We start from the raw sequence: 23,158 nt of genomic DNA on the forward strand, positions 1-23,158 counted from the left end.
GCCCGCCTCCGCATCGTCACCGCCCACAGGTCGGTCGTGATCTTGTGGGGTGTACTGTCTCGAGAGGTGCCGATGCGGACCTCTTCGGGGTGGAGCGCACGGCGGATGGCAGTCGACTTGGGGGGTCAAGTGCCGGCGGTTCGGCGGATCATGTCGCGCAACGCGCGCTTCCAGCAGTGGGAATCACTGCTCGGCAACCGCAACAAGCGGACGCGCGCGGGAGAGTTCCTGGTGCAGGGCGTACGTCCGATCTCATTGGCGGTCCAGTACGGCTGGCCCGTCCGGGCGTTGATCTTCGACTGCAAGCGGAAGCTGTCGCGGTGGGCGGAGGAACTGCTGCGGACGGTCGACGCCGAGCAGATCGCCATGGCTCCCGAGATGCTGGCGGAGCTGGGGGAGAAGAACGACAGCGCGCCGGAAGTGGTGGCCGTGGTGGAGATGCCGGCCGACGATCTGAGCCGGCTGCAACGGGCCGACGACAGCTTCCTGGGTGTCCTGTTCGACCGGCCGACCAACCCCGGCAACATCGGCAGCATCATCCGGTCCGCGGACGCCTTCGGTGCGCACGGGCTCATAGTCTCGGGCCATGCCGCGGACGTGTACGACCCCAGGGCGGTTCGGGCCAGTACGGGATCCCTGTTCGCACTGCCCGCCGTGCGCGTGCCGTCGCCCGACGACGTGATGGCCTGGGTCGGCGGGCAGCGGGCCGCCGGGCAGCCGATCGCCCTGGTCGGCACCGACGAGAAGGGCGACTGCGACGTCTTCGACTTCGACTTCACCCAGCCGGTGCTGCTGCTGATCGGCAACGAGACGTCGGGACTGAGCAACGCCTGGCGGGAGCTGTGCGACCACACGGTCAGCATTCCGATGAGCGGCTCGGCGAGCTCTCTGAACGCGGCGAACGCCGCGACCGCCGTGCTGTACGAGGCTTCACGGCAGCGGCGCGCCGCCGCGAAGCGCCCGGCCTGACATACCCCCGTCGGGCCCCGTCGGCCCGACCGAAGCCGTCCTCGAAAAGTCGGGTTGACCCACCGTCACCTCTCCTAGCGTCGGTCCCGCGGACCTGCGCCGTCCCGGTGCGTCCCGAGACGCGGAGCCGGCCGGACCGGCCACCCGAGCCGGACCGGCCACCCAAGGAGGAAGAGATGACAGTGAGCGACAGTGCCACGGCAGGGGCCGGTGCCGGCCTGCCGCCGCCCGAGGGCGCGGTGGCCGGTTTCGTCGAGGCCGCCGCGGCCAGGCTCGGGATCCCCGGTGTCGCCGTCGGGGTGTGGGCGAACGGCCGGGAGGACTTCGCGTGCCACGGTGTGACGAGTGTCGAGAACCCGCTGCCGGTCACCCGGGACACGGTGTTCCTCCTGGGGGCCGTGACGAAGACGTTCACCGCGACCGCGCTGATGTGGCTGGTCGAGGACGGGCTGGTCGACCTCGGCTCGCCGGTGCGCCGCTACCTGCCGGAGCTGCGGCTCGCCGACGAGCAGGCCGCCGCGCAGATGACCGTGTCGAACCTGCTCGACCACACGGCCGGACTGGACCGGGGCCTGGTCATCGACACCGGGGAAGGTGACGACGCCCTGGCCGCCGAGGTGGCCCGGCTGACAGACCCGCCGCTCCTGGCAGCACCCGCGGAGCGGGCTTCGCACAGTCAGGCCGGATACAACCTGCTCGGACGGGTGATCGAGAAGGTCAGCGGGATGCCCTACGAGCAGGCCGTCGCCGAGTTCGTCCTCGACCCCGTGGGGCTCGAAGACTCCCTCTTCGCGCCCGGCGACGTGCTGACCCGGCGCTTCGCCGTCGGACACGTCGCCGACGCGGAGGGGAAGCCGGCGGTCTCGCGGCGGTGGAAGGGAACCCGCGCGAACAATCCGGGAGGGGGCCTGGCCTCCTCGGTCTCGGATCTGTTGTGCTGGGCACGGTTCCATCTCGGAGACGGTCGGACGCGGCGCGGCGAACGCCTGCTTCCCACCGCCTCGCTGAGGCAGATGCGGGAACCGACCGTCACCGTGCGGTCCAGTGCGCTCGCGGACACGATCGGGACCTGCTGGTTCCTGCGCGATGTCGATCGAGTGCGCACCGTCTGGCAGGGCGGCTCGGGCTTCGGACAGTTCGTCGAACTGCTCCTGGTGCCGGAACGCGACTTCGCCGTCGTGTCCGCCTCCAACGCCGGACCGCACGGCGTCTCCGCCAACCGTGCCATCGTCCGGTTCGCGCTCGAACACCACCTGGGCCTGGTCGACGCCGGTCTGCGCGGCGCCTGAAGCCCGTTGCCTGTTGCCGTTGCCCGTCCATCAACTGCGATTGAAAGCATCATCATGCGAGAAGTTCTGACGTCAGATCAGATCGACCGATTCGTCTCCGAGGGCTTCATCCACCTCGAAGAGGCGTTCCCCCGGTCCCTGGCCGATGAGTGCCGGGCGTTCCTGTGGCGCGAGACCGGCCTCGATCCGGACGATCCCGCCGGCTGGACCCAGCCGGTGGTCAGGCTGTGGGGATACGCGGATGCGCCGTTCCAGCGCGCCGCGACCACCGAGCGCCTGCACGGCGCCTTCGACCAACTGGTCGGCCCGGGCCGCTGGTTGCCGCGTACCGGGCTGGGCACGTTTCCCATCCGCTTTCCGCATCCCGACGACCCCGGCGACACCGGGTGGCACATGGACGCCAGTTACACGCCCGAGGGGGAGAGCGGGTACTGGCTCAACCTCCGATCCCGTGAACGGGCGTTGCTGATGCTGTTCCTGTTCTCGGACGTCGACGCCGACCACGGGCCGACCCGGATCAAGGTCGGCTCGCACCTGGACGTTCCAGCCTTCCTGGAGCCGATGGGCGAACCCGGTGTCGACGGGATGGAGCTCTGCCGGACCATGGACACCGCGGGCAGGCTCGACGCCCCCGACCGCCCGCTGGCCCATGCCACCGGGCGAGCCGGAGACGTCTACCTCTGCCACCCGTTCCTGATCCACGCCGGCCAGCCCAACCGCGGCACCCGGCCGAGGTTCCTCGCCCAGCCCCCGCTGCTGTCGGCCGCCCCACTCGACCTCCACCGCGCCGACGGCGCCTACACGCCGGTCGAACGCGCGGTGCGGCTCGGACTGACCCGGGCCGGCGGCCCAACGGCCGAGTAAGGGGGACGGCGCCGGCGAAGCTGATCCCGTGTGTGAGGATCAGGCCTGTGCACCCGTGGACGGTGCTTGCCTGCGAGATCACCCGCAGGGGGAGTGGGAGGTGCTGGAGATGTCCGTCGGGGGAACCGCGCGGTTGCTGGTCACCAACGACGGTGAAGCGCCGCTGGAGTTGACCGTGGAGCCCTGGGCGGACACCTACCAGATCCAGCCGCAGCAGACCTGCGTCGTTGTCACCCACGCACCGGCGGCGGACGGTTCCTGGTCCGGGACGTCGCGCGGGGACGAACCCTTCCAGGTCGTGCACCGGCCGGATTCGGTGACCGTGTGGGTCAACGGTCATTGCTTCCACCTCACCGACGTTGCGGGCCATGCGATCGACGCGGCCGACTGGCAGTGCCCGGCTCGGGGCGCGGCCTCCTGAAGGCGCGCGCGGGCGACGGTACGTCGGCGGAGGCGACGCCCACCACTCGGTAGGCTATGGCTACAACCACTAAGCCAACTGGGAGAGTTCAGCACATGCGGCGAGCGTGAGGGAGAGCCTGTCCTCGTGGCTCGTCAGGTGCATGGACATCTTGATCCGCCGGGTGCCGGCGTCGGTGTCGACGGCGCTCGGGTCGTGCTGGACGATCGGCGTCGGGGGCCCGTCGTCCAGCACCCGGTGCACGGCCGTGGCCGCGGCGACCAGCGTGATCGCGCCCGAGGCGAACAGGCCGAGTCTGCGTCCCAGGTATTCGTGGGCCGACTGGAAGGAGTCCGCGCGCAGGGACGCGGCCTGGCCCATCAGGACGAGGAACTCCACGCGAGCCCGGGCCACCGAAATCATCTTCGTTCTCGAAGGCGTACTGGAAGTCGGCTTCTGACGCCCCCTTCTGCCACCGTCCGTACGGGGTGATGCGCGGCGTCAGTAGTGGAAGCGGAGCCGGATCACCAGGCAGTCGCCCGGCAGGGTCTCCAGGTAGTCGTCCGCGAACCGGTGGTAGTCGCCGGACCGGCCGAGTTCCCGGCCCCAGTCCTCGACGGTGCCGTCGATCCACTGACCGTTCAGGAGCAGCAGGTAGTTCGTCGGGATGACCTGTGCCGTCTCGCGGCGGACGAACTCCGCCGGGTCGCCGCGGAAGTGGTGGAGCGGGTCGGTCAGGCGCGGGAAGAGGCCGCAGACCTCGGGCGAGTCGTTGGCCGCGCTGATCAGCGGCTGCTCGTAGTAGTCGGCGCGGGCTCGGGCGACGGGGTAGGCGGCGAGGTCCCGGCGGGCGCGTTCGGCGAAGGTGTCGAACGGCAGGGCCGGCGGGAAGCCCGCGGCGAACGTCTGCCATGCCCGCAGGCGTTCGGCGGCGCGCGCGGCCACGGGGGCCCGGGCGGCGTCGAAGTCGAGGAGGGCGCGCGGGCCGCCGTCCCACCGCGAGGGGGTCCGCTGCCGGGGGGTGCCGTTCGGCAGGGTCGGGTTGAAGATCAGGCGGGGGTCCGCCTCGTCGGCGGGGGAGACGGGGAACCCGTCGCCGTCGTGCCCGCCGTAGATGTCCCATACATCCCATTTCCCCTGCCAGGCGGGGCCGCCGGGCTGCGCCTCGTAGTCGTAGTCGTAGGGCGCCATGGCGGCTCCGATCGCCGCCGTGACCTCGTCCGGCGGGGTCGGGGGGAGGCAGACGGTCAGGAGATCACGAGCCATGGTGCGCGCCTAAGGGGGAGGGGATGAGTGCGTGAGGTCTGGGGACCGACGGATACGACCAGGTGATCCTACTGATGCGGACCTGCTGAGGAAGGACGGGGAGGGCGGAGAGAAGGGGACGGGGGAAGGCAGTCGGCCCCGGGCCGGCCCGCGCCGATGAGGCGGCGGGCCGGCCCGGGGGCCGGGATCCGGCGGTTCAGCCGGTCCGGCTGCTGTGGCGTGCTACGCCATCGGCTGCTGCTGGGGAAGGATCATCTCGCGTGAGCCGCCGAAGTCGAACGGGTCGAAGATATTCTGCAGGGTCAGGTCGATTCCCCTCTCCCAGCCGTAGTCGTGGATGTCGTCCTTGGCCTGCATCACCGTCAACGGCGTCGTGATGACGGTGAGCACCGGAATCCGGCCGAGGATCCCGAGACGGCCGCCCTTGGGCGCCCCCGGCTTCGGAGCCGCCGCCGGCGGCTTCGGCGGGGTGACGCTGACCTTCACCGAACGGCGGCTGTCGAACGACCCGTCCGCGGTGATGATCCGGACGTTCTGGTTCCCGGCGAAGTGGTCGGCGATCTGCTTGGCCTGGTCGGCGTCCTGGGCGACGAAGACGACGTTTCCGGCCTGGGCCTTCTTGTTGACGTCCAGCTTGTTGGTGATGGTGTCGATGCCGCCCTGGACGTACTTCCCGCCGGTCGCGTCCACCGACTCGACGCCGACGATCTTGCCGTTGCGCCAGGTGACCTTGATGAAGTCGGACGTGGTGCCGAGGGGCACGCTGTTCCCGTTCGCGTCCAGGATGGTGTTCTTCTGGATGATCGGATTGTTCTCGTCCTGCACCAGGTACCGCACGCCGCTGCCCGTCTTCGACCCGTCGTACCAGTTGCCGGAGTCCTTCAGGTCGTTGTTCATGGTGTGGTAGGCGATGCCCTCGGTCGGGTTCTTGCTGAAGTCCTCGGTCTCGGCCAGCACGTGCGGCACGCCGTAGCCGTCCCAGATGACGTTCTTGCCCTCCTGGACGCCTTGCTGGTAGGCGTTCGACGGCCGGAGGTGGTTGCCCTGGCAGTCGTCCGCGTGCGTTCGGCAGTAGTCGCGCTCGTCGGGGTCGAACAGTCCGCTCGGGTCGCTGCGGTTGAGCGGGCTGCTGTGGGCGTAGGCGTAGCCGTTGAGCGACTGGGGGTCGTTCTCGGCGAAGACCGGGTCGATGCTGATGAACCGGCCGGTGGCGGGGTCGTAGTCACGGGCCCCGAGGTGGACGAGTCCGGTGGGCTCGTTGGTGCCGCCGACGAAGCCGCGGCTGCCCGCCCAGGTGGCCGGGGCCGCGCCGCGGGCCGCGCCGAACGGGGTGGTCCGCCGGACGGCGGCCGCCCCGGTGACGGCGTCGATGTTGAGCGTCGCCGTGCCGTGGTGGTCGCCGACCTGGAAGGTGACCTTGTTGTCGTCGGTGCGCAGCGCGGTCGCGCCGCCCAGCTGGTAGTAGCGGACCGCGGTGGGCTTGGCCGCGCCCTTGGCCAGGGTGAGCTCGGTGTTGCCGAGGTTGAGGGTCCACTTCTCGCCGGCCGGGGCGGCCGTGTCGAGGTTGTGCGTGAGCAGGCGGTTGCCGACCGCGTCGTACAGGTAGTCGGTGGTCCTCGTGGTGGTGCCGGTGGTGGTGCCGACCGTGGTCTTCACGGTGTCGGTGACCTTGTCCAGCTTCCCCTCGGAGTTCCACACCAGCACCTGGTCGCTGGTCTGGTTGCCGGAGGGCTTGAGGTGGCGGCCCACGGTGTTGCCGGATGCGTCGTAGTCGTAGGACTCGACGGCCGGGGTGCCGACCGGGCCCACGGCCGTGCTGGTGCTGCCCAGGGCGTGCGGACGGGTGCCGGTCGCCGCCGGGTACGCGTAGCCGGTCGTGGTGTCGAGGGTGGGGTTGCCCTTGGGGTCGTGCCGGGTCTCACCGGCCCGGGTGCCGTTGGTGTTGTAGGTGTAGCTGTTCCAGTACGGGGCCGGGCCGCCGAGCGACGCGCCGTCGGGGGCCGACGGGCAGCCGGTTCCGGAGGGCGTGAACGCCTCGGTGAGGCGGACCTGGTAGTCGTACTGGAAGCACTGCCGGTCGACGCCCGCGGGCGTGCTGTCGGTCAGCGAGGTGATGTTGCCGGCCTGGTCGTACGTGTAGGCCGCGGCCCGCAGCGCGCCGGTGACGCCGTACTCGTCGGTGCGGCTGGCGGCGAGGCGCTGGGTGCCCCACTCGTAGGAGTTGGTGACGTAGACGTCCTTGCCCGGGGTGCCCGCGTTCAGGGTGGACTGCAGCGGCTTGCCGGTCAGGCTGAAGGTCTGGCCGGTCTGGTAGCTGCTGAGCCCGGAGACCGCCGTCGCCCGGTGGAGCTGGTCGTAGGTGAAGGCCAGTGACTCGGCGGGGAGGTTGCCCGCCGCCGGGTAGGAGACGGACTGGGGCAGGCCGTCGAGCCGGTAGATCGCGCCGGTGACGTAGGTGCCGGCGAGCGCCTCCTGTCCGGGGACGGACGGGACGGTGACCGTGGTGCGGGTCGCCCGGCCCAGCGGGTCGTAGAGCGAGTAGGCGGTCTTGTACTGGTAGGTGGTGCCGTTGACGGTGGCGTAGCGGGTCGTCGAGGAGAGCATCCCCTTGTTGCCCGTCGGGTCCCACACCGTGGAGGTCGTCAGCGGGCCGGTGACGGAGCCGTCGTGGGTCTCCACCGGGCGGGACATGTTGTCGTAGACGGTGGTGACGGTCCTGCCGCGGCCGTCGGTGGTGCTGACCATCTCCGCGCGGTCGTTGAAGACCTTGAGGGTGGTCCCGGAGTCGGGGTCGACGGTCTTGGTCTGCCGGCCGCGCTGGTCGTACAGCCAGGTCCAGGCGGTGCCGGCCGGGTCGGTCAGCCTGGTGAGGTGGCCGGCCGGGTCGTAGGCGTAGCCGGTGGCGTCGTAGCCGGTGAGGGTCCGGTCCTTGTACTGGCGGACCTCGGTGGTGTGCCCGGCCGCGTCCGCGATGGTCGTGGTCGGGACCGCCCCGGCGGGCGGGACGACGGTGACCCGGTCGCCGCCGTACTCGGTGGTCGTGGTGGACAGCGGGGTGCCGACCCCGTTGCCGGCCAGCACCGTGGACGTCACCACGCGGCCGAGGCCGTCGAAGGTCTTCGCGGTCTGGGTCTCGACACCGGTGGCGTCCTCGACCTTGAACAGGGTCGTGCTCGGGGCGCCGGTGGCGTAGTACGGCGTGTAGGCGAGGGCGGCCTGGCCGCGTTCGTCGTAGAAGCTGTCGCTGAGGATGCGGCCGCCGTTGTCACCGGGTGCCTGGGTCTGGCGCACCCGGCCCATGCCGTCGTACAGCGTGTACGCGGTGTCCTGGGAGCCGTCGGCGTTCAGGGTCAGCGTCGCGACGGAGGTGATCCTGCCGTCGGCGATGTCGTAGCCGAACTGGTGGTTCGGCGACTGGCCGGTGCTCTTGGCGCGGTTGGGCAGCCAGACCTTCAGGATCCGGCCGAGGCCGTCGTACTGCAGGTCGGTGCGGCGGTTGTTGGCGTCGATCGTGTCGGCGGTCAGGCCGCGGACGGGCTCGTAGTCGGTCGTGACGGTGTGCGCGGTGGCGCTGTTGCCGGCGACGGACGGGGCGCCGGTGGTCTTCGACTGCGCCGGCCGGCCGGCCGCCGGGGTGTAGACCGTCGTGGTGGTCCGGGCGAGCGGAGTCGCCGTGCTGACCGGCGCGGTGGCCCCGGTGAGGTCGTAGACCGTGCTGACGGCGAGTTCGGTGCTGGTCAGCGTCCGCCCGTAGCCGTCGAAGGCGGCGGTGTTGCCGAGGTAGGTGGCGCTGTTGCCGGTACGGGACTTGAGCGTCTCCGTCCGCGTGACGTCGCCCTTGGTGGGGGCGACGCCGTGGGCCTGGCCGTCGAAACTCACCCGGGTGTCGGCCAGGACGGCCGAGGTGCCGTCAGGCTGCGTGTCCCGGTTGACGTTCGCCGAGCAGTTCGCGGCGACGGTCTCGGTGCGGACCGCGGCCGCCAGGATCCAGGCCGGGGCGTTGTCCGCGTAAGTGATCCGGGTGCACTTGTCGTCCGTGCCGCTCGCGACGTCACCCAGGTCCTCGGACTGGGTGGTGCGGCCGTAGTCGTCGACGGTGGTGCTGCTGCGCACCTCGCGCCAGGAGTTCCCGGCGCCCTTGTCCAGCGAGGTGAAGGAGCGCCGGACCGACGTGCCGGTCAGGTTGGCCGTGGTGGTGCCCCAGTCGCGGACGCGCTTGGCGGTCTCCTTCTTCCACGGCGTGTTGACGTTCTTGCCGAGGACCTTGCCGCCCGGCCCGTCGTACTGCTCGACGCGGTACTCGAAGCCGGCCCACGCGTTGTCGTCGGTGAGGGTGGTGCCCTGGCCGTCGTCGACGGTCACCGTGCGCTTGCTGTTCTTGTCGGCCGGGTCGGAGCGGTCGCCGTCCATGCCGCGCAGGAAGTAGTGGTCGGCCTGGGTGGACATGCCGGTGACGCCGCCGGTCTCCACCCGGGTGCGGGCGTAGCCGCGCCACTGGGACCAGGTCTTGAGCTTCTCCCGAGTCAGCCCGTCCTCGTCGTCGTAGTGCCAGGCGGCGTCGCCGAGGTAGGTGTAGTGGGTGACCATGTCGGGTGCGCCGCCGGTGCGGTCGGTGGCGATGACCGACTCGACCACGTACTTGTTGAACCACTCGGTGGTCACCGGCACGTCGTTGGTCGGCTGGTACTGCTGCGGGAAGCAGCGGGTGGTGTTGGTCTGCGGGGTGGGCAGTGCGTTCCAGTCGCAGGCCGGCGCCGAGTAGTTGACGTCGATCTGGCCGCCGAGCTCGTCGGTGACGGTGCCCAGGCGCTGCTTGACGAACGGCATGCGGCCGTCACCGACCTTGTCGAGCCGGTTGGCCAGCTGCTTGTAGGCGAAGGTGGTCTTCGGCAGCGCGACGGAGGGGGTGGCGGAGGAGCCGGTGTGCTTGATCGAGTCCAGCAGGAGCTGGTAGTCGAAGTCGGCGGTGCCCCACTTGTGGGTCAGGTCCCAGGTGTCGACGGCGGCGTAACTACCGTCGGTCTGCAGGGTCTTGGCCACGACCTGGGTGAGGCGGGTGCGGGTGAAGAACGTCGGCGAGAACTGGCCGGTGCAGTCGGTGCCGTCCTTGCAGTTCTGGTCCCACGGGGTGTCGTACCAGTACTGGCGGTTGGCGTCGATCTTCGCCGGGTCGCAGAGCGCGGCGTTGGTCTCCAGGCAGCGCTCGGCGGTGCCGAACTCGACCCGGCCCATCGGCTTGACGGTGGCCGAGTAGAGGTCGCCCTGCTGCTGGCCGTACTCGACGTGCTCCAGCCGGCCGCCCCGGACGTACGGGGTGCGGTCGGTGGCCTTCAGGTTGCGGCCGTAGTTGTTGGTCTCGGGGGTGTACCAGTAGGTGATGTCGTTGCCGTGGGTGTCGACCACCAGGTCGAGGTTCCACCGCCAGCCCTGCTGGCACCAGGAGGACGCGAAGTCGGCGCCGTTGCACGGCTCTCCGGCGTTGTTGCCGAACACCGGGACGGTGTAGACGGACTTGGTCTCCGGCTTGCCCGCGCTCCAGTTCGGCAGCCGGTTGTAGCCGAAGTAGTAGCTGGTGCCGTCCGTGGTGGTGGCGCGGAAGTACTCGCCGTCGTTGTCGCCGTTGCCGCGGTTGGTGTCGCGAACCCTGGTGACCTTGGTGTTGTCGTCGCCCTCGATGCGCCACTCGTCGTTGGAGACCGGGATCAGCTCTCCGGAGTGGCCGGCGAAGCTGATGGTGGCGTTGTCGGTCGCCCAGCACTGGTCGCCGGACTCCGAACCGTTGGTCTTCGGCGCGCCGTCGTCGGCACAGGGCTTGTAGCCGCGTTCCACGAAGCCGGGGGAGAGGTCGAAACCGTCACCCGCCCAGGAGGCCTGGTTGTTGCTGTTCGCGGTGCGGCCGTCGATCCGGCCGGAGTTGTACGACAGGCCGAGCTTGGGGGTCAGCCCGCCGGGCATCGGAGTGAGCGGCATGTCGTACGACCAGCTGAACGAGCCGCTGTTCAGCGCGGTCGACCAGGTCGACGCCGAGGACAACGGGGTCGCCTTGTAGGTGCCGCTCGGGCCGCCGCTGCCGGTCGTGGCGGCCACCACCATCGCCCCCGGAGCCGACGCCAGCCGCATCGACCCGGCCGGGGCCGCGGTCAGGGCGTCCGCGGCCACCGTCTGCCGCTCCGGGTCGTTGCCGCCCGGCAGCGGGGTCTGCACCCGGCACTCGGGCAGGTCCGGGGTGGTCAGCGCGCACTCGGGCAGGCGGACCAGCTTCAGCCGCGAGCCGAAGCCGGAGCCCGCCGCCTGCGCGAAGGACGAGTAGTCGACGGCGAGGCCGCTGTTCTCGTCGGCGCCGGAGACGGTCAGCAGCACGCCGTTGATCCCGGCCTTGACGGCGGCGTCCTGGCCGAGCAGTTCGACCTTCGCCCGGCCCGCCGAGCCGGCGGAGGAGACGGCGACCGGCAGCGCGCCGGCCTTGACCGCCTTGCCCTTCTCGCCGGGGACGTCGACGGTGGCGCTGCCCGCGCCGGGCAGGCCGCCGTGCTTGCCGTCGACCTTGCTGACGGTGGTGTCGGCCTTGGGCCCCTTGGGCTTGGCGTCCGAGCCCTTGACCGGCTTCTCCGGTGAGACGGCGGACGGCTTGGTGTACGGTTCGGCGGCCGCCGCGACGGCGGCCAGCGGCAGTGCCGGCAGCAGCGACCCGACCAGTGCGCCCGCGATGACCGCGGACACCCTGGACCGGGCCGGCAGCGGCACCGACCTCTTCCTGCTCATGGTGGAACGACTCCTCGGGAGTAGGTGGATAGGACAGACCGCGGGCCGGGCGGCAGGTAGCCGCCCGGCCCGTGGAAAGGGGGGATCAGACGCCGGTGGCGGTGGCCAGCTCGACGCCGTAGTCGGCGAGCTTGACGATCTGCGCGTGGCTCAGCACGCCCTGGTACAGCCAGACGTCGTCCAGCTCACCGGAGAAGTACTCGCCCCAGGCTCCGGCCGCCCTGTTCCGGCCGAACTGCACACCGCCGCCCGCCTCGTAGGGCTGCGGGGCACCGGTCGAGGACACGAGCGGCACGCAGCCGGGAGTGGCGTCCGGGCAGCCCTGGTTCTCCGGCTGGCCGTTGACGTACAGCACCAGCCGGTCCGCGAAGGCGTCGTAACTGACCGCCAGGTGCGTCCAGTTCTCCTGGACGGAGGAAGCCTTGGTGTGCGCGGTCAGGGTGCGCACCGCGCCGTTGGCGTCGGAGTCGCGGACCTCGGCCTGCCACTGGCCGGTGGGCTGCCCGTTGGCGTCGTTGCCCAGGGCGTGCCAGCGCAGGGTGACCGCGCTGTTGTTGGCGCCGCTCACGGACAGGACCGTCATGTCCCGGGTCGGGACGCCCGCGGTGTTCGCCCAGCCGGCCAGGGTGAAGCTCTGGCCGGTGTGCAGCGGGGTCGAGGCGGTCGCGGCGTAGCCGGCGGTGCCGTCCAGCAGCAGGGTGCCGGGGACGGGCAGCACGCCGCCGTCGGCCTTGATCGAGGCGCCGCCGCCGAGCTGGGCGCCGGCCTTGGCCGGGCCCTCGTCGGGGGTGGTGACCGCCGGGGTGCCGGTGACCGAGGAGAGCTTCCAGCGGCCGGCCAGCTGCGGGCGCTGCTGCACCATCGCGGTGGCCTCCGGGCCGGTGACGACCCGGTCGTAGAGCCGGACGTCGTCGATGTCGCCGCCGAAGAACTCGGCGTTGACGCCCTCGCGGTTGACCGCGCCGATCTGCAGCGGGCCGGGGCTGGCCCAGGGCGCGTTCTGGGTGTAGTCGGACTCGCCGACCAGGTAGCCGTTGATGTACAGGCGCAGCTTCCTGGCGGCGGTGTCGGAGACGCCCATCAGGTGGGTCCACTCGCCGGTGGTCCCGGCGAAGCAGGGCACGCCGTTCACCTGGGTGTTCGGGGTGCAGTCGGCCTGCCAGGTGCGCACCAGGGTGTCGGCGGAGGTGTCCTCCTTGTAGCGGCCGAAGATCCAGCGCTTCCAGTAGGGCGAGTAGTACAGCGAGAACTCGTTGTTGTGCTGGCCGTTCTGGGTGACCGCCATCTTCGGGTTGGTGTCGCCGGCGGCCGGCGCGGGCAGCTTGACCCACGCGGAGACGGAGAAGTCCCGGCTGCCGTCCACCTGCGGGCGGGTGCCGCGCAGGTAGTCGTCGACGCCGTCCAGGTGGATCGCCTTGTCGGCGATGCCCGGGCGGCCGAGCGCGACGCCGTTGCCGGCGGTCAGGTTGTCGGTCTCGGTGGTGCCGACCGGCTTGGCGCCGGTGCCGTCCAGGTGCCAGACGGCCTTGGCCGGGCGGCCGGTGGCGAGCTGCTTGTCGGCGGCCACGTCGGTGGCCTCGGCCTTGCCCAGGTTGCGGTCCCAGAGCCGGACCTCGTCGACCGAGCCCTTCCACGGGTCGGTCATGTTGCCGTGCCACTTGGAGCGGCCGAACTCCAGCGGGCCGCGCGCGTCCCAGGCCGCCGTGACGGCCACCGGGGTGCCGGGCACGCCGTTGACGTACAGGGTGGCGGTCCTGGCCACCGGGTCGTAGACGCCCGTCAGGTGGGTCCACTGGTTGAGCACCACCGGGGTGTCCGAGCTCGCGGTCTCCAGGGTGTAGACGGCGTTGGTGTCCTGGGTGGAGGTCCACATCGCCCACTTGCCGCCCATCAGGCCGAGGGCGAAGCGGGTGGCCCAGTTGCCGTTCTCGCTGACCGCGGCCCGGTTGCGGGAGGTGTCGCCGGTGAGGTTGACCCAGGCGGAGACGGTGAAGCCGCGGGTGGTGTCCAGCACGTTGCCCTGGGTCTCGGCGTAGCCGTTGGCGGTGCCGTCCAGGGCGAGGCCTTCCTTGAGGTGGCCGGGCGCGCCCGGGGTGGCGCCGGAGCCGGGGGTGGCCTCGAAGGTGCCGCCGGTGCCGGTGACGGTGGTGCCGCCCGTGTCGTCCATCGCCCAGCCGGTGCGCTGGGCCTGCCCGGAGAGCACATTGAAGTAGTACGCCTCGGACTGCGAGGCGTTGCCCGCGCCGTCGATCGCCTTGGCGGAGAACATGTGCACTCCGGCGGTCTGCGGCTGGACGCGCACGGTCTGCGCGGCGCCGTTGCTGGTCGCCACGTCGGTCGGCGCCGAGCCGTCGAGGGCCCACTGGTACCTGACCACGTCGGTGGCGGCGGACTTCAGGGTGAACAGGCCGTTCCTGCCGACGCCGTCGGTCCACGGCAGCGTCGCGGTGGCGTCCTTGGAGCCCGGGTAGGCGTCCGAGGTGATCGCCGGGCCGTCGGGGGCGGAGGTGTCGACGGTGAAGTAGCAGCCGGTCGGGTCGCCGTCGGCGGACCACGGCCCCCACTGCGCGCCGTCCCAGGCGCGGGCCTCCCAGTCGAGCTGGACGTTCTGCGGCAGGGACGTCGGCAGCGGCCAGGAGAAGATCGAGCCGGAGGCCTTGAAGGTGTTGCCTCCCGGTGCGGCGTCCTCGGAGCCGGTGGACCACCAGCGCCGGCGCAGGCCGGTGCCGTCGTCCCAGCCGACCGCGAACTGCACGCCGATCGCCTCACCGTCCGGGTCGGAGGCCCGGGTGGTGACCTGCGGCATCTTGTTGATCTTGATGCCGGGGTACTGGCAGACCGAGCCCGGCGACATCGTCATGTCGGACATCGGGATCTGGTTGGGCCGCAGGTTGTAGTACACCTGCAGGTAGGCGTCGTCGGTGAAGCGCTTCCAGGCGAGGGTGTCGCCCTCGTTCTGGGCCTTCAGGCCGAAGGTGATGGTCGGCCAGCCCCAGTTGGCGGCGTCCTGGACGAGGTTGCGCACCGCGCCGTTCCCGCCGTTCCCGCCGTCCCCGCCGTACTCCAGCCAGTCGCCGGGGCAGGTGCCGCTCCAGCCCTTGGCGGTGTTGATGGTCTGCAGGTAGCGGCTCCAGAAGCCGGAGGCGTTCTGGGCGGTCCAGGTCAGGCCGGAGGATATGTAGCCGGTGCTCCACAGCTCGACGGGCCGGGCGTCGCAGGAGTACGACCAGCTCTCGTAGGTGCCGAAGGTGGCGGAGAGGATCTGCTTGCCGACGAACGGGTTGGGCACCTGGAAGAAGGCCCGCTTCACGTCGGTCGGCGCGCACCGGGAGGTGTCGCCGCAGTAGCCGACGCCCCAGTCGTGGACGTAGGTGCTGTTGTACGTGAAGTGCCAGTACGCCTGGTTCGGGTAGGTGCGCGAGACGCCCGCCCAGTCGCCGGCGTGCGGGGTGTTCCACGCCGGGTCGATCATCACCGGGTAGACGGTGTCCGGGGCGGCCAGCATGCCCTGGTCGGGGGAGAGCAGCAGGCCGTCCTTGGGCAGCTCGACCTTGAGGCGGGTCATCTTCGCGCCCTCGCCGGGCAGGTCGCCGTAGCCGGCGGCGGCGGGGTCGTTCTGCGCGGGGGCGGCGGCCTCGGCCTGCGGGGCGGCCTGCGGGGCGGCCTTGAGGGTCTTCGGGGCGGCGGCCGGGGTGTTGGCCGGGGTGTTGGCCGGGGCGGCCGGCTTGGAAGAGTCCCACATCACCGGGACGGGCGCCTCGAAGACGGTGCCGCCGCCGGACGGGTCCTTTGCCTTGAGAGTGCCGTCCGCCTCCTGGCTGAACGTCAGGCCTTCGCCGTGGAGGCCGAGCCGGAGCCGGTCCAGCTCGGGGTTCTTGGCGGCCTCGGGCGTGTGCACCACGATGACCTGGGTGAACCCGGTCTTGGTGGCGGACAGCCGCAGGTCCACGTCCGGCAGGATCGACGCGTACTCCGCGGTCGCGCCGTTGAGCGTCGGCTTGGGCAGCGGCTTCGGCCAGCTGAGCTTCAGCTCCTTGCCGGCCCGGGCCATCGTGACCAGTGGCGCGCTGCCGCCGCCGGAGAACCGCAGGTCCGCGGTGGAGCCCTTGGGGGCGACGGCGCCGCCGGGCACGGACTGCAGCGTCGGGTCGAGCTCCACCCAGGCGCCGTTCTTGCGCACCCGCTTGGGCTGGACGTAGGTGGTGGTCTTCAGCCTGCCGTCGGGCTGGGCGACGGTGTCGCTGGACTCGCCGCGCTTGGCGAGCACCTCGACCGGCTTCCCGGTGCGGGCGGCCTCGTGGACGGCCCGGGTTTCGGCGGTGTCCTGGGCGTCCTGGGTGCCCGTCGCGCCGGGCGGAGGTGTCCCCCCGGTGGCGGCGGCGGCCGGCACCACCGCGGTCGCGGCCAGCGCGACCGCGGCGAGCAGGCTGCCCGACCGTCTTGCTGCTGTTCTCACTGTGCGTAAGCTCCGACTCCGGTATGCGGGAAAGGATCGAGCGGATCTTCACGGACAGCTAAAAGAAATGTCAACGGTTCATCAGAAAAGCATGAGAAAAGCGCCTCTGACGCCACTGGGCCAGGCGGGGCAGCATGGGCGAAATCGGATGAACCGGCGATCGGCATGTGATCCAAATCACGCCATCAGGGTGTGACGCGGGCCGACCCCGAGACCCTTGCCGTGGTGCTGAAACGGCCACTCACCGCACCGGCGCCCTGGCCGGACCACCGGGTCGCCGGCGCTCGGCCGCATCATCACCGCTGGTCACCCACGATCTCCGCGAGGCGGGACGTGCGCGGCGGCGACCGAAGGCGAGCCCACCGCCGAGCCCCGGACCCGGAACGCCCGCGAGGGGCGAACGGTTCCCGCGCCCGGCGGGCCGTACGCACGCAGCGGCGCGGCGCACCACCCCGGCGGCGCACCGAACCGGGGACGAAAACACCGTACGGGAATCATCTTTCCCCGCCACTCGCCCGACCGACCGAATAACTCGACTCTCCAATCAACGAGTTGTCGGAACATCAGCCGAACGCCGCCTTTTTGCAGCCCATTTCAGGAGGCAACGCACCCCAACCGAGGGAGTACCCCATGGCGACAGCGGCGGGGACCTCCGATCCGTGGCACTCCTGACGGCCGGTAGATTCCTCCGGGTGCGTCCGATGGGCCCTGCCAGGGCCCGGGCCCACATCCGCGACGTGAACCACCTCGCCGAAGGAGTGCACGTGACCCACCCGAACACAGCGCCGCAGCCCTACGACGACGGCATGCTCGACGTCGGCGACGGCCACCAGGTGTACTGGCAGGTCCGCGGCACGCCCGGAGGTAAGCCCGCGGTCGTCGTCCACGGCGGCCCGGGCGGCGGCTTCGCCCGGGGCGGGTACCGGAGCTTCGACCCGGCCGGCTACCAACTGGTGCTCTTCGACCAGCGCGGCTGCGGCGACAGCACCCCGCACGCCGGCGACCCGGCCACCGACCTGCGGCACAACACCACCCAGCACCTGATCGCCGACATGGAGAGGCTGCGCGAGCACCTGGGCATCGAACGCTGGCTGCTCTACGGCTACTCCTGGGGCTCGGCACTCAGCCTGGCCTACGCCCAGCAGCACCCGGAGCGGGTGTCCGAGATCATCCTGGCGGCCGTCTTCGGCGGCCGCCGCCGCGACATCGACTGGCTCTACCACCAGGCCGGACGCTTCTACCCGGACGAGTGGGAGCGGTTCGTCGCCGGGGTACCCGGCGCCTCACCCGACGGCGACGTCCTCGACCTCCTCGGAGGCTACGCCCGGCTGATGGAGGACCCGGACCCGGAGGTCCGGGACAAGGCCTCGCTGGACTGGTCGGCCTGGGAGGACGCCCTGCTGTCCCACGAGACACAGGGCAAGGCCGGGGTGTTCACCGACCTCCCCGCACGCGAGCGGACGGGCCTCACCCGCCTCTGCGCGCACTACTTCTCCAACGGGCTCTTCCTGGAGGACGGCGCGCTCGTCCGCGGGGCCGCCCGGCTGGCCGGGATCCCCGGCGTACTGGTGCACGGCCGCATGGACCTCAACGGGCCGCTCGAAGCCGTCCGGGAACTGACCAGGGCCTGGCCGCAGGCCGAGGTGAAAGTCGCCGAGGACGCCGGCCACCTCGACAGCGAGACCAAGGTCCAGCACATCCGCGACGCGATCGCCCGCTTCGCCCCCCACTCCCCACCCGCCGTCTGAGCCCACCCCCACGCCCCGGCCCCGACGACCACCGCGACCCGCTAGCGTGGCCGGCGTGATCACCGCCGACACCCTGCTCACCCGCCTGCACGCGCTCGCCGACCGGGTGCCCTTCGACCTCGCGCTGCGCCCGGGCGCCGCACCCGGGGTCCCGTGGGGCCTTCCGCTGCCCGCCGTCGAGCGTGAACTGCTCGGCGCCATCGGCGGGTTCACCGTTCCGCCGGTGGAGTTCGCGCTCACCGGGCATCCGCGCCAGGGGAGCGGGCAGGGACTGCCGCAACGGCGCTGGGTGGTCTCCGACGACGGCGGTGGCGGGCTGACCTGGGTCGACATCGCGGCCGACGGAGGGTGGGGCCAGGTGCTGATGCGGTACCGGGAGGGAGGGCTGTACGTCCAGGCCGGTTCGCTCGCCGAGTGGCTGGACCGGCTGGTCACCACCGCGGAGGAACTGGTGGACGACCCCGGCTTCGACGAGGGGGTCCAGCCGTACGCCGACGACTTCTGGGACGCCCTGTACCCGGACGGCCCCGACCTGCCGCTGCCCGTCGCGGCGGCACTCCGCACCCCCGGCGCGGACCCGGTGGTGGCCGAACTGGCCGCCAGGGTCCCGGACACCGCACCGGTCGCCGACCTGCGCGGCGCCCCGCCGGGGAGCCGGGCCCGCTTCGACCGGGTCTGCGGACCGTACCGCCTGGAACGTGCGGCCGGCGGGGCCGTGTTCGCCGCCGTCCCCCGGGAGGACTGACGGCCCGGTCGGCGTGGGGCGCCCGCCGCCGGGCAGTGCCGACGGCGGGTCCTGGCGGTACCAGGGGCCAGTTGTACTTCTGCAGGTACCAGCCCTGGTAGTCCTTCTGGTTGCAGTCGACGGACCGGAAGCCGAGCTCGCTGTCCGTCGATGCAGCGGCCGGTGTGCTGGTTCATCAGGGAGTAGATCCCCGCTTCCTGGAGCTCGGAGGCGTCGACGGCGCTGGGGGAGACGGGGGAGACGGGGGAGGTCGGCGAGGCGGCGGAGGCGCGGGCGAATCTCCACGCCGGGGCAGGACCGCTCCGACGCGTGCGCTGGTACGTGTTCCGTCCGTGGTCGGACTGTGTCGCTGGTGGGAACGTCCGGTAGGAGTTCCCGTGTCGATCGTTCCGTGGCCAAAATGTGCCTATTCAGTAATCTTGGCTGGTTATCGTCCCCGCTCAGGATCTGGCGATGGGCCAGGCCCGCAGCGGGCGGCCACGGTGCCGCGCCGCGCTCCCGCGTACCTCCTGGATCAGGCTCCAATGCGTCTCTCTCCTCCCGCCGTCAAGCTGCTCTCCGCCATCGCTCTGCCGCTCGTCCTGACGGCCTGCGGGCCTACCTCCACCAAGTCCGCCGCCCCCGCCGCCCAGACGGCCGCCTCCTCGCCCGCCGCGACGAAAGCCGACGCCTCCTCGCCGGCCGCGACGAAGGCCGCGGGCCCGAACGCCGGCCTACTGACAGGCACCCAGCTGAAGGCCCTGCTGGCGCCCGCCACGTTCTTCCCGTCCGGCTTCGACGTCGACTCGGCCGGCTCGCGCGACACCGGCGACACCTACACCCAGCCGACCGCCGCCGACGTGCCCACTCCGGACTGCACCCGGCTGGGCGGCACGTCCTGGACCGGCATCACCGGGATCACCGGTGTGTCGTTCGCCCAGAACGACTACGTCAACAAGAACACCTCCGCAGAGATCGCCCAGGAGATCGACGTCTACCAGGGCGCCACCGCCCAGACCGTGATCGGCGCGCTGGGCAAGCTCGCCCTGGCCTGCCCGTCCTTCGCCGACGCCCAGACCAGCAGCAAGACCAAGGTCACCGAGACGCCGCTCGCCGGCCTGGGCGACGAGGCGTACACCATCACGGTGACCGACTCGGCCTGGCAGAACGGTGACACCCTGATCGCGGCCCGGGTCGGCACCTCCGTGGTGACCGTGCTCGCCAACGACGGCAGCGACAACGGCGCGGCCACCGCCAAGAAGCTGAGCAGCCAGCTGGTCTCCGGGCTCAAGGCCAAGGCCTGATCCCTGGACCCGCCCCGGGCGGCGATCAGCGCACCTTGAAGGCCCTGCCCAGAGCCGGGAAGGGCCTTCAAGGCCGGGGCGGCGCGGCCAACGAAAAGGCGAACTCCCGAAGGCGACGCGGGGCGGTGTCCTGCCAGGGCTGATACGGAAAACCCGTTGCCCTGGGGCCCGTTGGCGCTGATAGAAGGGGACATGGACGACGAAATCATTCCCCCGGTCGAGCGGATGCTCGCGGAACGCGCCTGCGAGCGCATCATCGTGGACTTCATCCATCGCCTCGACCTCGGCGACCCGGGCTCGGTGGCCGAGTTGTTCACCGCGGACGGCTTCTGGCACTGGCCCCACGGGGACCGGCGCATCGAGGGACGCGAGGCCCTGCGCCGCTACTTCGCCTCCCGCCCGGCGGACAGGCTGTCACGTCGCCTGATGACGAACATCCTGGTCACGGTGGAGTCCGGGTCGACGGCGCGGGCCGTCTCGTACCTGACGACGTACCGGGTCGACGGCTACGCGGGCGGAATGATCGAGCCCAGGCTCCCGGCCAATGTCGGCCACTACGAGGACACCTTCCACAAGATCGACGGCGCCTGGCTCCTCGCCGGCCGCACCGTCTTCCTCCCCTTCGGCGCCGGCACCGAGCGACTGTCCGCCCCGGATGCGTCACGTGTCTCATGACGCACCCTTGCGGTCCGGCGACCGAAGGCGACCGAAGGGGCGCCGGACCGCGGTGATCGGTCAGGGCCAGGTCCTCACGCGGCCGGCGGGCCCTGCGGGCGCCCCCGTCAGCGCCGGAGGCCGAGCAGCCCGGCCGTCCCGGTGCGCTGGTTCCAGGCGATGACGGCCAGCGGCACCATGAAGAGGAACGGGGTCCCGGCGTTCTCGCCGTGCATCGCGGTGAGCTGGGTGACGAACGCGAACGCCAGGAAGACGATGAGCGCCGTCGCGGCCGGCCCGGCCAGCCGGCGGACCAGCAGGCCGACCGCCCCGGCGAGCTCCACCAGCCCGGTCAGGTACATGAACCAGTGGCCCCAGCCGATGGCGTCGAAGACGGTGGTGGCGGCGGGCAGCGCGAGCAGCTTGGGCAGCGCGCTGGCCAGGGCGAAGAAAAGCGCGAGCAGGATCCGCAGCGTCCAGACCGTCCGGACGGCGGCCTGGCTGGACTTCACGGCGGTGGCGGTGCTGGACATCTCAGGTCTCCCCGGCTCGGTTGGCGTTGCTTTCCCTGCTTTGACCGCCGCCGCCACCCGAACTCATCGGTCCGGAGAGAGGGAATTTTCCCGGGCGCCGTCGGAGGAGGAGGAAGAGGAGGGAGGGAAATCCGCTGGCGGGCGGCGGGCGGAGCCCAGCAGGATGCCGCCATGACGACGAGCGGAGCCCCCGGAACGGCGGCCGAAGCGGTGCGCGAACTGCGGGGGATCGCCCACGAGTGGGTCGACGGCCGCCACGCCGAGCCGCAGACGCTGATCCGGGCCGCTCTGCGCGCCCTGGTCGCCGGTGTGGACACGCCGTCTCTGTGGCTGCTCGCCTGGCTGCTCAGCGGCGAGGAGGACCAGGCCCCGGTCCTGTTCGACCGGGTGATGGACGAGCTCGGGTTCGGCCTGCGCCCGCTCGGGGAGTACGGGGACTACTGGCAGGGCCGGCTGGCGCTCGCCCGCTGGTGGGCCGCCGAGATCGTCGGCGGATGGCTCGACCCCTTCGAGGGGGCCGGGTTCATCATCGAGAACGTGGCCGAGGCGTACGGGGCGTGCGAGGAACTGGCGCCCATGGTCGACGCGGTGGTGGCGTCCATGGGCCGTCCCGACTCGCAGCCGCCCGCGGAGGAGGCCGCCGAGCGCCTGACCCGGGCCGCCCGTGAACTCCTGACCCGCATCCCGTCGTAGGGCCTGCCCGCCGCGAGGCCGAGCGGCGTCCTGCAGGCGCGAGGCCGGGCCCGGGACGGGACGCGGAAGGGGTCCGGCACCTGGGCAGGTGCCGGACCCCTTCCGACAGTGGAGCGCCAGGCCCGGATCGCACGGACTCTTCCTACTGAAAGTAGGACGTGCTCTGGTAGCACCGCTGACGCCTGACGAGGACTCACTGTCCCTCGCGACAAGAAGAATATTAGCAGCTCACCGACCGTGCACCGCCCACGGTGACCGGCGCCCCGGCCGGGGCGCTCCACCCCGCCGCCCCGCCCGGCGGGGCCAGCGAGTGTCAGGCCAACGTCCGGTCAACGTCGTTCCCCGGCTCCCTCGTGACCGGCACCCTGGTGTGCGGACGAAGAAGGGGCGCACCGCGGAGCCGTCCTGGTGTCGACCCCACGGACCCTGCCGAACCCGCCGACCCCCGGAAAGGCCGCCATGCCCGTGAAGACCGCCATACCCGCAAAGCCCGCCGAGGCTGCCAAGCCCGCCAAGCGCAGGAACCTCGTCGTCGGGGCGCTGATCGGCGCCTCCCTCCTCGCCGGGATCGCGGACACCGCGGCGGCGAGTCCGGCCGCCGCGGCCTCGTGCTCCTACACCGGCCGCTACGGGACGCAGGACATCCGCACCTCGCAGGGCGAGTACGTCGGCTTCGTGGAACTCCTCTACGCCCCGGCCTGCCGCAGCGTCGAGGCGCACTTCCACGTCGACTCCACCTTCACGTCCCACCACTCGGGCTGGAACGTGGACCTCTCGCTCTACAACAACAAGGCCGCGCCCGTCGCCGTCAGGAACGTCTCCAGCGGGAACTCGTCCTTCCCGGACTACACGACTCCGCCGTCCTCCATCGACGGGTACCCGAGCATGCAGTTCACCGCGTTCCTGGGCTGGGTCTACAACACGTGCTCGATCGACGAGGGCTCCGCCTGGTGGGACTTCCGCACCGGAACGCCGTCCCCGAACACCTGGGGAAGCTACCGGTGCTGACCGGGCCGTCGCCCACGGTCTTCAGCCCATCGCCCGAACGCCGCAAACCTACTCACCTGGGGGAACGATGAAACGCGCACTCCACGCACTCACCCGCTCCGCGACCGCGCTGGCGCTCGCGACCGGCGGCGTCATCGCGCTCGGCGCGGGCACCGCCCACGCCGGCACCAACTGCTCCGACTACCTGTGGAGCAACTACGCCACCGAGTACCGGGTCTGCCTCACCTACAACGACCCGACCCACGCCACGGTCTCCTGGTCGGTGAACACCAGCTACTCGAAGACCGACGAGCGTTTCCACCTCAAGGTCGTCAGCAACTGCACCGATCAGGACATCTGGACCGACTGGAACGACTGGTCGCAGGGCAGCCGGAACAACGGCGGCGCGAGCATCGGCTGCGGCATGGGCATCATCGGCGGGGTCGAGATCGAGCTCTACCCGACCGAGTCCGGCAACTACAGCGGCCCCACCGCCTCGGCCTGAGGGG

16 protein-coding genes are annotated in these 23,158 nt (G+C 71.3%); 11 read left to right on the forward strand and 5 right to left on the reverse strand.

All coding sequences use genetic code 11. From position 1 onward, the window contains the following. Nucleotides 1–105 precede the first annotated feature (105 nt). The 4 genes from IE332_RS30755 (at nucleotide 106) to IE332_RS30770 (ending at nucleotide 3,543) form a co-directional block, all read left to right on the forward strand. Complete coding sequence (locus IE332_RS30755; protein WP_229929060.1) at nucleotides 106–969, forward strand: RNA methyltransferase; 864 nt, start codon at nucleotides 106–108, stop codon at nucleotides 967–969. 176 nt (nucleotides 970–1,145) lie between these two features. Beyond that, complete coding sequence (locus IE332_RS30760) at nucleotides 1,146–2,258, forward strand: serine hydrolase domain-containing protein (protein WP_189922792.1); 1,113 nt, start codon at nucleotides 1,146–1,148, stop codon at nucleotides 2,256–2,258. 54 nt (nucleotides 2,259–2,312) lie between these two features. Beyond that, nucleotides 2,313–3,122, forward strand: a complete 810-nt coding sequence (locus IE332_RS30765; RefSeq protein WP_189922794.1) for a phytanoyl-CoA dioxygenase family protein — start codon at nucleotides 2,313–2,315, stop codon at nucleotides 3,120–3,122. Nucleotides 3,123–3,231: 109 nt separating this feature from the next. Continuing rightward, on the forward strand, nucleotides 3,232–3,543 hold the full coding sequence (locus IE332_RS30770) for a hypothetical protein (RefSeq protein ID WP_189922973.1): 312 nt from the start codon (nucleotides 3,232–3,234) through the stop codon (nucleotides 3,541–3,543). A 69-nt stretch (nucleotides 3,544–3,612) separates the two neighbouring features. Here the strand turns inward: IE332_RS30770 and IE332_RS30775 are convergent, their stop codons facing one another. From IE332_RS30775 to IE332_RS42030, 4 genes are all read right to left on the reverse strand, one after another. After that, on the reverse strand, nucleotides 3,613–3,936 hold the full coding sequence (locus tag IE332_RS30775; protein ID WP_189922796.1) for a hypothetical protein: 324 nt from the start codon (nucleotides 3,934–3,936) through the stop codon (nucleotides 3,613–3,615). Between the two features lie 87 nt (nucleotides 3,937–4,023). Beyond that, on the reverse strand, nucleotides 4,024–4,788 hold the full coding sequence (locus IE332_RS30780) for a hypothetical protein (RefSeq protein ID WP_189922798.1): 765 nt from the start codon (nucleotides 4,786–4,788) through the stop codon (nucleotides 4,024–4,026). A gap of 222 nt (nucleotides 4,789–5,010) precedes the next feature. Then, entirely contained in the window at nucleotides 5,011–11,550 is a 6,540-nt protein-coding gene (locus IE332_RS30785; protein WP_189922800.1) for an RHS repeat domain-containing protein, read from the reverse strand. An 85-nt stretch (nucleotides 11,551–11,635) separates the two neighbouring features. After that, a complete protein-coding gene (locus tag IE332_RS42030; RefSeq protein ID WP_189922802.1) occupies nucleotides 11,636–16,006 on the reverse strand; it encodes a LamG domain-containing protein in 4,371 nt (1,456 codons plus the stop codon). 764 nt (nucleotides 16,007–16,770) lie between these two features. Between IE332_RS42030 and pip the strand changes: the two genes are divergently transcribed. From pip to IE332_RS30810, 4 genes are all read left to right on the forward strand, one after another. Next, nucleotides 16,771–17,754: a prolyl aminopeptidase gene (pip, locus tag IE332_RS30795; RefSeq protein ID WP_268256645.1), complete on the forward strand. Its 984-nt coding sequence runs from the start codon at nucleotides 16,771–16,773 to the stop codon at nucleotides 17,752–17,754. A gap of 55 nt (nucleotides 17,755–17,809) precedes the next feature. Continuing rightward, complete coding sequence (locus IE332_RS30800; RefSeq protein WP_189922806.1) at nucleotides 17,810–18,499, forward strand: SMI1/KNR4 family protein; 690 nt, start codon at nucleotides 17,810–17,812, stop codon at nucleotides 18,497–18,499. A gap of 524 nt (nucleotides 18,500–19,023) precedes the next feature. After that, nucleotides 19,024–19,782, forward strand: coding sequence for a hypothetical protein (locus IE332_RS30805; RefSeq protein WP_189922808.1), 759 nt, complete (start codon nucleotides 19,024–19,026; stop codon nucleotides 19,780–19,782). 192 nt (nucleotides 19,783–19,974) lie between these two features. Continuing rightward, nucleotides 19,975–20,457, forward strand: a complete 483-nt coding sequence (locus IE332_RS30810; protein WP_189922810.1) for a nuclear transport factor 2 family protein — start codon at nucleotides 19,975–19,977, stop codon at nucleotides 20,455–20,457. Between the two features lie 107 nt (nucleotides 20,458–20,564). Here the strand turns inward: IE332_RS30810 and IE332_RS30815 are convergent, their stop codons facing one another. Next, nucleotides 20,565–20,969, reverse strand: coding sequence for a DoxX family protein (locus tag IE332_RS30815; RefSeq protein ID WP_189922812.1), 405 nt, complete (start codon nucleotides 20,967–20,969; stop codon nucleotides 20,565–20,567). 171 nt (nucleotides 20,970–21,140) lie between these two features. Between IE332_RS30815 and IE332_RS30820 the strand changes: the two genes are divergently transcribed. The 3 genes from IE332_RS30820 (at nucleotide 21,141) to IE332_RS30830 (ending at nucleotide 23,154) form a co-directional block, all read left to right on the forward strand. Next, nucleotides 21,141–21,662: a hypothetical protein gene (locus tag IE332_RS30820; RefSeq protein WP_189922814.1), complete on the forward strand. Its 522-nt coding sequence runs from the start codon at nucleotides 21,141–21,143 to the stop codon at nucleotides 21,660–21,662. Nucleotides 21,663–22,121: 459 nt separating this feature from the next. Then, on the forward strand, nucleotides 22,122–22,670 hold the full coding sequence (locus tag IE332_RS30825) for a hypothetical protein (RefSeq protein WP_189922816.1): 549 nt from the start codon (nucleotides 22,122–22,124) through the stop codon (nucleotides 22,668–22,670). A gap of 67 nt (nucleotides 22,671–22,737) precedes the next feature. Continuing rightward, nucleotides 22,738–23,154 carry a hypothetical protein gene (locus tag IE332_RS30830; protein WP_189922818.1) on the forward strand — a complete coding sequence of 139 codons (417 nt, stop codon included), beginning with the start codon at nucleotides 22,738–22,740 and terminating at the stop codon, nucleotides 23,152–23,154. Nucleotides 23,155–23,158: the final 4 nt, after the last annotated feature.

The sequence above is a fragment of the Kitasatospora xanthocidica genome, assembly GCF_014656195.1.
GTDB classification, from domain to species: Bacteria; Actinomycetota; Actinomycetes; order Streptomycetales; family Streptomycetaceae; genus Kitasatospora; species Kitasatospora xanthocidica.

What these genes read in the sequence shown, in the direction of transcription:
- IE332_RS30755 (WP_229929060.1), top strand. Translation starts at nt 106, where the DNA reads ATGGCAGTCGACTTGGGGGGTCAAGTGCCGGCGGTTCGGCGGATCATG.
- IE332_RS30760 (WP_189922792.1), top strand. Translation starts at nt 1,146, where the DNA reads ATGACAGTGAGCGACAGTGCCACGGCAGGGGCCGGTGCCGGCCTGCCG.
- IE332_RS30765 (WP_189922794.1), top strand. Translation starts at nt 2,313, where the DNA reads ATGCGAGAAGTTCTGACGTCAGATCAGATCGACCGATTCGTCTCCGAG.
- IE332_RS30770 (WP_189922973.1), top strand. Translation starts at nt 3,232, where the DNA reads ATGTCCGTCGGGGGAACCGCGCGGTTGCTGGTCACCAACGACGGTGAA.
- IE332_RS30780 (WP_189922798.1), bottom strand. Translation starts at nt 4,788, where the DNA reads ATGGCTCGTGATCTCCTGACCGTCTGCCTCCCCCCGACCCCGCCGGAC.
- IE332_RS30785 (WP_189922800.1), bottom strand. Translation starts at nt 11,550, where the DNA reads ATGAGCAGGAAGAGGTCGGTGCCGCTGCCGGCCCGGTCCAGGGTGTCC.
- IE332_RS30805 (WP_189922808.1), top strand. Translation starts at nt 19,024, where the DNA reads ATGCGTCTCTCTCCTCCCGCCGTCAAGCTGCTCTCCGCCATCGCTCTG.
- IE332_RS30810 (WP_189922810.1), top strand. Translation starts at nt 19,975, where the DNA reads ATGGACGACGAAATCATTCCCCCGGTCGAGCGGATGCTCGCGGAACGC.
- IE332_RS30815 (WP_189922812.1), bottom strand. Translation starts at nt 20,969, where the DNA reads ATGTCCAGCACCGCCACCGCCGTGAAGTCCAGCCAGGCCGCCGTCCGG.
- IE332_RS30820 (WP_189922814.1), top strand. Translation starts at nt 21,141, where the DNA reads ATGACGACGAGCGGAGCCCCCGGAACGGCGGCCGAAGCGGTGCGCGAA.
- IE332_RS30825 (WP_189922816.1), top strand. Translation starts at nt 22,122, where the DNA reads ATGCCCGTGAAGACCGCCATACCCGCAAAGCCCGCCGAGGCTGCCAAG.
- IE332_RS30830 (WP_189922818.1), top strand. Translation starts at nt 22,738, where the DNA reads ATGAAACGCGCACTCCACGCACTCACCCGCTCCGCGACCGCGCTGGCG.